The 12,784-nt window shown below is 42.5% G+C and carries 9 protein-coding genes; 3 read left to right on the top strand and 6 right to left on the bottom strand.

Annotated features, from left to right (window positions below):
• Window positions 1-22 precede the first annotated feature (22 nt).
• From SHAL_RS11185 to SHAL_RS11170, 4 genes are read right to left on the bottom strand one after another with little or no spacing between them, the layout of a single operon-like run.
• Window positions 23-871: an enoyl-CoA hydratase/isomerase family protein gene (locus tag SHAL_RS11185; RefSeq protein WP_012277231.1), complete on the bottom strand. Its 849-nt coding sequence runs from the start codon at window positions 869-871 to the stop codon at window positions 23-25.
• A 13-nt stretch (window positions 872-884) separates the two neighbouring features.
• A complete protein-coding gene (locus SHAL_RS11180) occupies window positions 885-2,090 on the bottom strand; it encodes an acetyl-CoA C-acyltransferase (protein ID WP_012277230.1) in 1,206 nt (401 codons plus the stop codon).
• A 12-nt stretch (window positions 2,091-2,102) separates the two neighbouring features.
• The gene (locus tag SHAL_RS11175) at window positions 2,103-2,588 is read right to left on the bottom strand and encodes a MaoC family dehydratase (protein ID WP_012277229.1); all 486 of its coding nucleotides are present in this window, start codon (window positions 2,586-2,588) and stop codon (window positions 2,103-2,105) included.
• Window positions 2,589-2,596: 8 nt separating this feature from the next.
• On the bottom strand, window positions 2,597-3,382 hold the full coding sequence (locus SHAL_RS11170) for an SDR family oxidoreductase (protein WP_012277228.1): 786 nt from the start codon (window positions 3,380-3,382) through the stop codon (window positions 2,597-2,599).
• Window positions 3,383-3,777: 395 nt separating this feature from the next.
• Here SHAL_RS11170 and SHAL_RS11165 point away from each other — a divergent pair, with 395 nt between their 5' ends.
• Both SHAL_RS11165 and SHAL_RS11160 read left to right on the top strand, forming a co-directional pair.
• Window positions 3,778-5,163, top strand: coding sequence for a DUF1329 domain-containing protein (locus tag SHAL_RS11165; protein WP_012277227.1), 1,386 nt, complete (start codon window positions 3,778-3,780; stop codon window positions 5,161-5,163).
• A 26-nt stretch (window positions 5,164-5,189) separates the two neighbouring features.
• Window positions 5,190-6,716 carry a DUF1302 domain-containing protein gene (locus SHAL_RS11160; protein WP_012277226.1) on the top strand — a complete coding sequence of 509 codons (1,527 nt, stop codon included), beginning with the start codon at window positions 5,190-5,192 and terminating at the stop codon, window positions 6,714-6,716.
• 968 nt (window positions 6,717-7,684) lie between these two features.
• On the opposite strand, the gene SHAL_RS11155 is transcribed toward SHAL_RS11160, so the two are convergent.
• Entirely contained in the window at window positions 7,685-9,934 is a 2,250-nt protein-coding gene (locus SHAL_RS11155) for a hypothetical protein (RefSeq protein WP_150102085.1), read from the bottom strand.
• 400 nt (window positions 9,935-10,334) lie between these two features.
• On the opposite strand from SHAL_RS11155, the gene SHAL_RS11150 reads away from it, so the two are divergent.
• A complete protein-coding gene (locus SHAL_RS11150; protein WP_012277224.1) occupies window positions 10,335-10,541 on the top strand; it encodes a hypothetical protein in 207 nt (68 codons plus the stop codon).
• Between the two features lie 648 nt (window positions 10,542-11,189).
• On the opposite strand, the gene SHAL_RS11145 is transcribed toward SHAL_RS11150, so the two are convergent.
• Window positions 11,190-12,779, bottom strand: coding sequence for an amidase (locus tag SHAL_RS11145; protein WP_012277223.1), 1,590 nt, complete (start codon window positions 12,777-12,779; stop codon window positions 11,190-11,192).
• Window positions 12,780-12,784 lie beyond the last annotated feature (5 nt).

Here is a 12,784-nt window from a genome sequence, read left to right as displayed (position 1 = left end):
ATCCATTTGATTCATAAACTAGTTACTTGCCAGTGAAACTCGCGTCGCGTTTGTCAAAGAAGGCATTGACACCTTCTTTAAAATCCTCACTGTTAAAGCAGAATTGTTGATATAACGCTTCCTGACGAATCGTGTCATGCAAGCTAGCTCTTTGCGCTTGCTGTAATAAACGCTTTAAATATTGTTGGGATAGCGGTGCACCACTGGCTAATTTTGTTGCCCATGCAAAAGCATCATCTTGTAAAGAGGCTTGATCTGAAATGCGATTCACTAATCCAGCGGTTTGGCACTCTTGTGCGGTCAGCTTGTCGGCTTCAACACATAATTCAAATGCTTTCTTGTAGCCTAACTTATTCACTAGATGCCAACTCGCACCACCGTCAGGTACCAGGCCTATTGCCGCAAACGCTTGAAATAAGCACGCATCCTCAGCCATTACTACCAAATCACAATTTAGGGCTAACGACCCGCCGATCCCTGCCGCTGCACCTTGTACAACAGCCATGTAGATCTTTTTAGATTGAGCTATGCGTGACAAAAACGGCTTATATTCATTGAGTAGCTGTGCCTCTATACCGTGTTTTGCACTAACTAGCTCTTTCAAGTCCGCACCTGAAGAGAAATGATCACCAGCACCACGAATAATAATGACTCTTAAATCATCATTATTATCTGCCATCTCTATGGCGGCTTGCAGCTCGCTACGCATCGTTTGGTTGAATGCATTCAACTTGTCGGGTCGATTAAGTTCGATAATGCCGATTTTGCCGTTAACTAAATAGTTAACCGTTTCAAACTCATGTCCAGTTTGCACCTTGGCATCGTTGTCTGATAAAAACAGTTTCTGTGCTTTTTCTAAAATAACTGACATAACTGTCTCCTAATTAGTGATTGACTTCAAATAGCCCTGCGGCGCCCATACCGCCGCCAATGCACATTGCAACAACGACATATTTAACACCACGACGTCTACCTTCAATCAGTGCATGACCCACCATACGTGCGCCTGACATACCAAATGGATGACCAATGGAGATAGCGCCTCCATTGACATTTAATCGTTCAGCGGGGATTTCTAGTTTTTGTTGGCAGTAGACAACTTGGCTAGCAAAAGCTTCATTAATTTCCCACAGCCCGATATCATCAACACTTAGGCCAAAACGCTTTAATAGTTTTGGGATCGCCAGTACAGGCCCAATACCCATCTCCTCAGGGGCACACCCCGCAACGGCAAGACCTTTGTAGGTGCCTAAAGGGACAATGCCAAGCTTTTGCGCTTCGGTTTTGCTCATTAATAAACTTGCCGCGGCTCCATCTGCAAACTGCGATGCATTGCCCGCGGTAACATTGCGGCCTTCGCTAGTCCACTCGCCACCTTTCCAAACAGGAGCAAGATTAGACAAACTGTCTAGCGTTGTTTGTGGCCTGTTACAGTCATCTTGCAACGCAATCGTTTCTTTATGACCGGCGGGTTGGCGATTCTCATCAAAGGTCAGTTGCTGAACGGTAAGCGGCACTATTTCATCATTAAAGTAGCCTGCTTGTTGTGCATTAGCAGTACGTTGTTGGCTTAGCAAAGAATACTCATCTTGTGCCTGACGAGAAATGCCATACCGCTCGGCGACAATTTCGGCTGTTTCGATCATTTGGATATAGGCACTTGGCATTGCAGCGATAGCGGCTTGAGATTGTGCTCGATAAGTATTCTTATACTTATTTTGAGTTAACGATAATGACTCAACACCACCGGCAACTACGGTGCTCATCTCATCGGTCATAATCGATTTTGCTGCAATACCGATACTCATAAGACCTGATGCACACATACGATCTAATGCCATGCCTGAAACCGTATCCGGTAAGCCTGCGGTATAAGCCGAAAGTCTGCCAATATTGTAAGACTGAGTTCCCTGCTGCGCCGCAGCGCCCATAATCACATCATCGATAGAGGCGGGGTCAATACCTGCACGCTCAACGACGGACTTTACAACATGCCCGCCAAGAACTGGGGCTTCAGTATCATTGAATGCGCCACGGAAAGATTTGCTTAATGCTGTACGTGCGACGGAGACGATCACTGCTTCGGTCATCTTAAAATTCCTTTACTTAGTAGAGTTTGAACTTGGCGTTTCAAAGGTGTAGCAACTTATGGTGTCAACGACACAGGCTGGTCGTTCAGAGCCTTCAATTTCAATGGTGACTCGAATAGTTGCTTGGATAAACGCCCCTTTGTTTACGGCGTCGATGATTTGTCCTTGACCACGTATCTTGCTGCCGACAGGTACTACGGCAGGAAAGCGAACTTTATCGCAGCCATAGTTGACTCCCATACTGATGTTTCTCACATTAACTAATTGTGGTAGAAACATATTCACCAGAGAAAGACTAAGATAGCCATGAGCAATGCAAGTGCCAAAAGGCCCTTTAGCAGCGCGTTCAGGGTCAACGTGGATCCATTGATGATCGCCGGTAGATTCGGCAAAAAGGTTTATTCTTTCTTGAGAAATGGTTAACCAATCAGAATGACCCAGATCTAAGTTTGCAGCGCTCAACAATTGCTCTGCACTTAATATTTCAATATTAGCCATAGTCACTCCTAAGCCTGCTGTGAGCTGACAGAGATCACTTCTCCTGCCATATATGATGAGTAATCACTAGCAAGAAACATCATTACATTTGCCACTTCCCATACTTCGGCTGCGCGCCCAAATGCTTCTTTACTTGCAAGTTGGTTGAGTAATTCTTCACTGGATGCTTTCTTTAAAAAGTCATGTAACGCGATTGAGGGTGACACCGCATTAATTCGAACACCATGCTCAGCGGCTTCTAAAGCACTACAGCGAGTTAAGGCCATAACCCCCGCTTTTGCGGCGGCATAATGCGCCTGCTCTTTTTGTGCGCGCCAGCCAAGTACCGATGCATTATTAACAATAACGCCACTGCCACGAGCCTGCATGTGCGGTAAGATCTCGCGGATCATCCTAAAGGTGCCTGTCAAAGTAATATCAAGAACGGTTGACCATTCTTTGTCTGTCATATCGACAACATTCTTTTGACCACCTAAACCCGCGTTATTAATCAATACATCAACACCAGCAAGTTTTAATTCCGCTTGTTCAATCAATGTCGTCACATCTTGCTGATCAGTAACATTACACAGTTGGCCGTATATATGCTCTAAGCCGGTTTCAACACGTAAACGAGTTACAGCTTCATCAAGCCGTCTAGGATGAATATCTGAAATCATTAATGCTCGGCACCCTTCCTCTGCGGCTCGTCGAGCGGCAGCAAAACCGATCCCCGCGCCTGCTGCAGCGGTGATCAAAACAGACTTACCTTTTAACAGACCATGTCCACAGACATATTCAGGTGCTTGTTTCATATTCTTCCTCTCGATAGTTAAATTGCCATACAAATGTTGAGCAAAATCATTTTAACAATGACCCGATAATCATCATTAAGCAGATCCAGAGAAGTTAATTCATCGTCAAAGTGGACTAAAAAAACTAGCGGCAGGAAGATCAAAGTAAAACGGAGCTGTATTTAGCGGATAAAACATTACGAATCATCAATAAATGAATAAATATACAGCAATAATACACAGTTAATCACACCCCCTCGACAGTTATCGCCCCCATTGGCACTAGTCCCTATAGACGATTCTCATCTGTTTTTTTTACAAAATAATCGATGTGCGTGATACATCTTAAAACGAAAAAATAATGAGTTAATCAACAAGACCTTGTAGCAATTTGAACAGTAACTCGAGGAATAAAGATGCTAAAAAAGAATCTGTTACCACCAATAGTGATCAGTTTGTTAATCGTTCAATCACACTTGTCTTTTGCAAGTGCCTCCGTGGAGAAAGTCGCCAAGTTAGGTAATGAGTTAACTTGTGTAGGCGCTATATCAGCAGGTAATTCTGCAGGTACTATCCCTGCATACTCAGGTAAATGGTTAGGAAAACCGCCTGGAGTTGAATATGAATTAAGTGTCGGCCAACATCTTGTCGATCCATACGCAGACGATAAACCTGTTTATACCATTGATGGCAAAAACTGGAAGGAATATGCAACTCAACTGACCGTTGGCCAAAAAGCGATGTTCGAGCAATATCCTGATACGTTTAAAATGCCTGTTTATACTGGCCGACGTGACTTTAGATACCCAGACGCTTCCTGTGAAGTAGTAAAGCGAAATGCTGTTGAAGCAAAGCTTGTCGATGACGGTCTTGGGTTTACTGGCTATCAAGGTGGTGTTCCGTTTCCTATCCCTGATATGAACCAACCATTACAAGCTTTAGCCAATAACAACTATGCATATCGTGCGTATACATTTGACACTACAAGAGATATTGCAGATGTGAGCTCTGATGGTGTCATTGCATGGGGACGTACTCGCTCATACGGGATCTTTACAGGTACGGTACCAGAGCAATTGGGTGAAAGCTTAGGTAAAGTTCAAGCTTATGGTATCGCGATTAACATCCTCCCAACCCGAACTAAAGGTAGCGCGACGGTAGTGTCTGAGCCTAATAACTATGCTCAGGGTAAGCGATTAGCATGGAACTATAACCCTGGAACACGACGCGTACGACAACTGCCAGAATATGGCTTCGATACACCACTAAGTGCCTCTTCAGGTAAACTCACTATCGATTCAGATCGCCTAATGAATGGATCTCCAGAACGCTATAACTGGACGCTAGGCGAACGCAAAGAAATTTTTATCCCAGTTAACACCTACAAGGTAAATAAAGGCGATGTTAAATATGATTCGCTATTGCAAGTGAACCATGCAAACCCGGAATACATGCGCTATGAGTTACGCCGAGTATGGGTTTTAGAGGGAAAGTTAAAAGAAGATTATCGTCATAAATATGGTCGACGAACCATGTATCTAGATGAGGATAATTGGCATGCAATTGTCGCTGATTATTACGATACCCGCGATGAATTGGTGCAACACGCTTTTGTAAATTATTACTACGCCTTTGATACCCAAGCGTTTGAACCAGGTAGTAGCTTTTATCATGATCTGACTAGCGGCGGCTACGTAGGTTACAACCTATTTCAAGAGCAAGACAAAGGTCCTGTTCTTAATAAAGGCAATTTTACTTCAAGTAACTTCACGCCTGCTGCACTACGTCGTTTGAGTCATTAAAACAAAAATATCTAGGGAGAGATAGTTTGCAAAATTTTAAACGAAATACCTTAGCATTAGCTATATTAGGCATATGCCTTAGCAGTGAAGCTTATAGCGCAGAAACGATTAATCTTGGGGATGATGTGACGCTAGATTGGAAAGGCACATTAACTTACAGTGTAGGCATGCGTTTAGACGATCCTGATCCAATATTAGCAGCAGCGAGTGATGGCGACGCTCACTTTGAGAAACACGATCTAATTGGTAACGGCTTATATCTATTGCTAGAGAGTCATCTTAGATGGGGTAATAGCGGTTTAGTGGTATCAGGAAGCACCTTCTATGATGAAGTCTATCAGAGTGATGAATTTAGTAGCGAAGCCCAAAAATGGCATGGTGGTTACACACGCTTACTCGACTTATATGCTTATACCGCTTTTGCTTTTGGTGATGAAGGCTATTTAGATCTACGTGTAGGCCAGCAAGTCGTAGCTTGGGGCGAAGCGTTATTTTTCCCGAGTATTTCACTTGCACAGGGCCCATCAGATGCAATTAAGAGTTATGTTCCTGGCACAGAAGTAAAAGATATACTTCTGCCTGAGCAACAAGTGTCAGTACAAGCCGAATTAACCAATAATTGGTCCGTTATGGCTCACTGGCAGTTTAACTGGGAAGAAACAATCGTCCCCTCACCCGGTACGTTTTTTAGTACCAGTCAAGCTGTAGGTTATGGTGCGTACTGTTTACAAGCCTTACCGGATGGTACATGTGCCTTCGGCCCACGTGGGCCTGATATAAAGCCGGATGAAACCAGTCAATGGGGAGTGGGTTCTCGTTACCGTATTACCGATGTCACTGAGCTTGGTTTGTATTACCTGAACTATAACGACCGTATTCCAATGGTTGAAATAGATATCATGGCGAATGCCGGCCAGTTCCCTGCTGGTGCGTATAATATACGTTATTTTGACAACATAGCGCTTTACGGCGCAACGCTATCAACAAGCACGGGACCTGCGTCAATTGGTGCAGAGGTAACTTATAAAGATGGTGCGCCAGCATTGGTCACCGCTTTTGACTTGGTTCAACCGAGTAAAGCAGAAATTTTACAAGCTAACTTAAATGCGATTGTTAACTTTGGCCGAACTTCAATAGCCGATGCAACAAACCTCACCATTGAAGCGAGTTATGTTGATATCCTTGACGTTGATGCGCGAAATATCGGTATTCCCGGGACGCCAGATACTAACGAGCTTTATTATGACGATCATAGTTTAGCGATTGCAGCGAGCTTAACCCTGTCTTATCCAGGTATTTTCGAAAGTTGGGACATGAGCATACCGTTAGCCTACAGTAATCAGTTAAGTGGACGTGTTATAACTGGCGGTGTGGGTGGTCAAGGGGATAACCGAGCACGCGTCGGTATAAGCTTTACCCATAATCCTACCGGGATCCAAACCTCGTTAGACTACGTTGGTTATTATGGTAATCCTGATGTAGATGAAGCGTATAAAGAGCGTACCTTAAGTGATAGAGATAATATTGGTCTAAACGTTAAGTGGGCGTTCTAGTCACTTAAACTCTATGTACTTAACTCAGTCACATTAGTTACATTAGTCACTTAAATCTGTGTTAATCGAAACGGCTCCAACAGGAGCCGTTTTTTTTAGCTCGTTGTTAGACAACAAGTTTGTTGGAGCTTGCAGCTCGACTACCTCGTAAAGCCAAATCAAACTTAGTTTGATTACAAAAACCCAAAAGACTCGATATATTTTTGGCTAAGAGTGGCATCTAACAAAAGTGGTTCCAATGGCCTGCGGCCAGCATATGTGCTGACACTTCTGAGACTTCTGAGACTTCTGAGACTTCTGAGACTCGCTGCAAGCACGTCCATGTTCGCTCAACGAAAACATCCATGTTTTCGACGGTCTCAGCCGTATCTGCACCGAATTAGAAAAGCACATTCTTGGAGTTTAGTGTTATGACTAAAGGTCTAGCTCGTTAGTGGACAAAAGTCAGTTGGAGCTTGCTGCTCGACTACCTCTCAAAGCGAAATCAATCAAACTGCGTTTGATAAAGGTCGTGAGCTTCCAGCTCACACTCGGGCAAGGAGGACTGCTCGTCCTTATCAAGAACATCCTGTTCAAAAGCCAGCTCGCCGTCTATGGCTCTCGCTCAGATAGTCCATGTTTATGGACTTCGCCCTTGCATCCACCATGACGCCCCGACGAAGTTACATGCATTAGATTCGGGCCTCATACTCCAATAAAAATCGCCTAACGGCTCAGATGGGACATCCATGTCCCCCCGAGCCTGAACCATCATCCATGATGGTTCCACGGTATTTTCATCTACGTATTTCGGCAACTTCGATGGGGAATGGGTGTTTTCTGTGAGTTTGTAATGAGCTGATAGCTTTTAGTTATAGCTAAAGCCACAATCGTATTTAAAACTCATTTTTGGACAATAACGCGTTAGGTTATTTGCTCTAACGCGGATGGTTCAGATTAGAAAAAATATCTTCATTTATTCAAAATCTCTAATTTGTACCGACCTCTTTATCAATAGCATTTAGCTTAATGGCTTCAATTGAGTACTTAATTTCCTCCCTAAGCTCATTAGTAAGGGATTTATGACAAAAGCGTTCAATAGTACAACGAGGATAACTGGTCATTGTTCTTCCTTTTTCGAAGCGCCCCAACCTTCCTAAATACTCAAGTTTTGGTAAAGCGTTAAAGCAAACCTTCTGATGACCAGAGAATTCATTGAGATTTTTATCAATTAACCCCCTATATAGAGATTGCTCATTGTTATTAACTGAAATTATCGCAGCAGCACAGATAGCTTTAACTAACAATCCATGATCACTATTTATAGATGCGGCCTTAAACCCCAACTTCAAAATGTTAATAGTCAAAACCGAAGAGCATGATTGGGTATCTAAAGAGCCTATTAATCTATGTAAATTAAACAGTGAATTCATAAAATCATAGGAATCAATTCTGCGGAAAACTTCTTTATCTTCTCTTATCTCACACAAGGCTATGATCTCTCTATTTATCACCGTATATGCATCATGCCTTAATTGATGTTCAGTTATCTCACTAGTTAGTGTCAACAATATTTTCAGCATAGTGTCTGATAAAGAATATAAATAATGAAATAGGTCTAAATCTGCTTCTTGATCAAGTTGATAAAGCTCATATCGGTCATTAAACGATACTTTCAGCCACAAGCAAATACCTTCAATTAGCGATGTTATTTCACTCTTAAACCGCTCTGTATCACTAAGCAGTATTTGTGCTTGTTGTGATAATTTCACGGACAATGATGTTTCTCCAAATCCATAAACTCCATTTACATATCCTAGGTTAAAAGACGTCTTCCCCCCTTGCTGCAAATGAAGTTTACCTAAAAAGTGAATGCTTGTGGATATGCTCTGAGCTTCTGATTCTGCATCAGTTCCTTCGCTAAAAAGTAATAAAAACACTATGTCACCGTATCTCTGCATGACATCGTTTATTACTGTTATATCACCTTTACTTATACTTAAACTTCCTAGTAACAGCAGTGATTTGTCAAGTTGTTGTAAGTTGTCATACGACGCAGTTTTTAGTAACGCCGTAGCTAACCCGCCAACCGATCTTGAAGCATTTATCATCACATCATTATTTTTTAATGGAATTGTTTCTTTAACACCAGAGGTCAAATAATAAATAATAGAGGTAATCTGCTGCCCCAACTGGTATCCATGTTGAACTTTATAAAAATTAGAGTTCTGAGCTAAATGTGAAAAGACTTCAAAACATATTTGAATCCATTCTTTATCATCCGCACTTATTGCATCAGATGTACTCTGCCCAACCCTCTCTAGCGCATAATTAAAAACTGGCTCAGACTCGACACTAGTACTCATAAAAGGTGAACCTTCAATAAACGTATTTTGTCTAAATCGCATGTACCTATCTATAATAAATATGATTTTAGTAAGTGTATTTCTAGCTACAATGTAATCATTTAACTCAGTGTAAACTTTCGTCATTGAACATAAGCTATCGATAGAGTTAAAAACTGCTTGCTGATGCGTAGGGTACCTTCTACATAGCTGCCATCTCAGCGAATCAAAATCTTTATTAGTAAGGCTTTCAATAGGCGCTATCTTGTCAGCTAGAATTTGTCTTTCAATAACTTTACCCCAGCGTTCAAGAGATGAGTCAACCTCCGATTCGATTAGTCTTACTTGCTCTATAGGGTCAATGAGCTGTATTGCCCGTTTATACGAAAAAATCAAAAGAAAAGTAAATAACACCACAGCCCAAAACATGAGTGCCGCATGTTGACCAGATGAACTTTCCACAATAAACAGTGAAGCAGCTATGATAGAAATGGAGACAATAAGGCAAGATAAAAGATACCCCAATACATGCCTATCAGCACTAAACCTATAAAAATCTAGATACCTCAATCTTTGAAGGTTGATCTGAAGAGAAAATAAAAGTAAGGAAAAAACAATTGCAGTGAAGCCAAGCAGTCCTCCACCGATAGTAAGTGATATAGCTTTTAATTGATCAACTGGAACCTCACCATTTAGCAACGACGATGCTTCCATTGAAGCCTTAAAAGTAATCAAGGACATTAAAACTAAAAGCACTCCCTTTTGCTTCAGGCAGTAGTTTCTTAATGAGTAGAAAAAGCTTATAGCACTTGTCTTTGCGAGACTAACTATCCGACCCACTTCCTTCTTTTTACTATCAACAAAATCTTTGCATCTTAACATTAGTAAGGTCACTGTTATATTGACTCCTTTTCCTTACAATAACTTACAACAAAATGCATAGGTTTTCACTCCTAATCTAAGCGTATAAAAATAATAAACAAATTTATGATTAAGGGGTTAGCGATAGGTTGATTAACTATCAACCAAATTCAGGTTAACGCCACAACTAAACAATTCGAAATTGCTGAAGGGGATTGAAAAAATTAGCCTAGTATAGACATGAATGCCGAAATAGCCTTTGCAAAAGGCTATTATGCAAAGGCTATTATGCAGATCAGAGTGAAATTTACATTTAAGTGTCATTTTTTAACAATATTCGGATAGGGACGTTCACATGAGGCTCTTATCACAATTCTAAAAGTGCAGTTAGTGGCATAATATTTACTCATCCACTATATAGCGGAAATACAAAATGCCAAAAGATAAAAAACTTGTTAACTTTTCGGAAGACCACGAGCTAAATAACAGATTAAGACGCAATAACAAACGTCAAACTGAAGAGAATCGCCAAAAATTGAAAAACATTGGTGACAAAGCCAAAAAGCAATTAGACAAAACGCGACTGACGCATGAAGATCTAGACAAAGCTATTGAGCACAACAAAGAGAAGCTCGACTAATTTAAGGCCCCTTTTGTCGTCGATAAACATATTTATCGACGACAACAGATACACTTTCAGTGAGGCGCCACAAACATGATGGCAGTATTTCACACTAAATGCATTAGATAAACTGAGTCAAAAAGGTAAGTCTAGAATGGTGCTAGTACCAGCTCTAACACATAATGGGGCATTTTCAAGCTAGAAATCGAACAATTAAGGCGTAAATGAAGGCTCGAATTATCAAGTGTAGATACGGCCGTGACCGTCCATGACATGGACGTCATGGCCGAGCTTCCAAGGATGGACTTGCTGCGTGTCACGGTAGTGTCTGCACATGCGCCCGCTGCAGGCGATTAATAACTCTAAAGCGACAATTGAGAACTAGCTCCCCCGTAGCACCTACCAAAAAAATGTAATCAGCCTTCATTCGAAGGCCGGCTCACTTTGGGGCAAAAGTAAGTAGATGAGTCTGCGATGTTGCTCATCATGGGTGAGTCCATAGGGATATGTCACTGTGATGTAGGGAACATCATCGACCATGGGGTCACAACATTTGGACATCCTGTCTTGTATCGGATGCAGGCGATTGTTCCCCCAGCAGCATCAACACAGAACTCACTTCCCCGTAGCCGTAGCTAAAAAATGTAATCAAGCTTCATTCGAAGCTTAACTAATAAACCCTGGCAATTTATCTGCCCACGGCGATGCTTGCTCTAACTGCGCTGCTAAAGATAACAACAAGGGCTCGCCGCCATAAGGCCCGGCAAACTGCACTCCAATAGGTAAGCCATCATCGTTCCAGTGTAAAGGAACCGACATAGCGGGTAAGCCCGTCATATTGAACAGTGCGGTAATCGGTGAGGCATACATAATATCTTGCACAAAATCATCATAAGGTTGATTTAAGCTTAGCGCACCGATTTTGGGTGGTGGTACAGCCGTTACCGGTGACAAAATCAAATGGTAATCATTAAAGAAATGGTCAAACGCTTTTGCACCGTCATCAAACGCACTACGGGCACTAAACACATTCTGAGCAGTGTAATTAGGTGCATTTTGCAGGTGACGCCACACGATGGGTGAAAACTCCTCTTCTCGTGCTTTACGGCCAAGCAATTTTTCTTGCTCTTGAATGGTGTAAAGTAAGCCACTCGTTGTAGCGACTCCCATGCCTTTAAACATACCTTCGATAGGTAATATGGGCTGAGCTTCTTCAACATGATGCCCTAGTGCAGCTAACAGCTTGGCAGTTTTATTTACCGCCTTAATGCAGTCAGCATGAATGGGCAAACCGAAGGGATGGTTATTCATCACCGCTATTTTCAAGCCTTTTGGCGCTTTTTTAATTGCAGCCATTAAGCTCTGATCTTGGTGAGTAATGCGAGAGCCCGCCTCTTTACCTTGAGTTAAGTCGAGTAAAAGTGCCGAATCTCGCACTGAACGGGTCACCGTATTATGAACTGACAATCCCATCCAGCCCTCTATAGCTCCTGGGCCCATTGGTACTCGTCCCCTACTCGGCTTTAAACCAAATACACCACAGTTTGATGCCGGAATTCGGATTGATCCACCGCCATCACTTGCATGTGCCGCTGGCAATATTCTTGCCGCAACTGTTGCCGCAGAGCCTCCGCTTGAGCCGCCGCTAGTTCGAGCAAGGTCCCAAGGATTTAGCGTATCACCGTGAAGAGCCGATTCGGTGGTCGCCGTTTGGCCAAACTCAGGGCTGGTCAACTTAGCCATGATATTCAAGCCTGCGTCCATATACCGCTGAGTAAGAGTGGAGTTGTTGGTTGCTACCGAGTCTTTAAAAAGCGGGCTACCATTGGTAGTAACAGTCCCTTTTACTTTTATATGCAGATCTTTTAACGCGAAAGGAACACCACGAAGTGGTGCGTTACTGTCGGCGCGCTCTTTACTGCCCGCTTTACTTAGCGTCAAAGCATGCTCACGTGCTTGTTGAAAATGATCCACTGCAACAACATTGATTGCCGAGCGGCTTTGAAAGCGTGCATAAGCCGCATCAAACAACTCTATCGGAGTAAGTTCACCTTTTTTAAGAGATTCAGCCATCGCGACAACATCAAGGTTATCGTACTCGGGTAATGGTAAATCGGCACTCGCAACCTTAGCCTTTTGTCCGTTACTGGCGTCAGCCCCTTGAGCGATTAATGAAACTCCACTCAATGCTGCAGCACCAAGTGCTGTACCTGTTTTAAGCAAACTACGTCTTTTATTATCAATATTATCGTTCATTGCAA

Source organism: Shewanella halifaxensis HAW-EB4, assembly GCF_000019185.1.
GTDB classification, from domain to species: Bacteria; Pseudomonadota; Gammaproteobacteria; order Enterobacterales; family Shewanellaceae; genus Shewanella; species Shewanella halifaxensis.
Note: the sequence above shows the minus strand (reverse complement) of the source record. Positions and strands in the feature narration are given on the sequence as shown.

Bases quoted from the DNA above. Each gene is read 5' to 3' on its own strand.
- SHAL_RS11185 (WP_012277231.1), bottom strand. From the start codon at position 871: ATGTCAGTTATTTTAGAAAAAGCACAGAAACTGTTTTTATCAGACAAC.
- SHAL_RS11180 (WP_012277230.1), bottom strand. From the start codon at position 2,090: ATGACCGAAGCAGTGATCGTCTCCGTCGCACGTACAGCATTAAGCAAA.
- SHAL_RS11175 (WP_012277229.1), bottom strand. From the start codon at position 2,588: ATGGCTAATATTGAAATATTAAGTGCAGAGCAATTGTTGAGCGCTGCA.
- SHAL_RS11170 (WP_012277228.1), bottom strand. From the start codon at position 3,382: ATGAAACAAGCACCTGAATATGTCTGTGGACATGGTCTGTTAAAAGGT.
- SHAL_RS11165 (WP_012277227.1), top strand. From the start codon at position 3,778: ATGCTAAAAAAGAATCTGTTACCACCAATAGTGATCAGTTTGTTAATC.
- SHAL_RS11150 (WP_012277224.1), top strand. From the start codon at position 10,335: ATGCCAAAAGATAAAAAACTTGTTAACTTTTCGGAAGACCACGAGCTA.
- SHAL_RS11145 (WP_012277223.1), bottom strand. From the start codon at position 12,779: ATGAACGATAATATTGATAATAAAAGACGTAGTTTGCTTAAAACAGGT.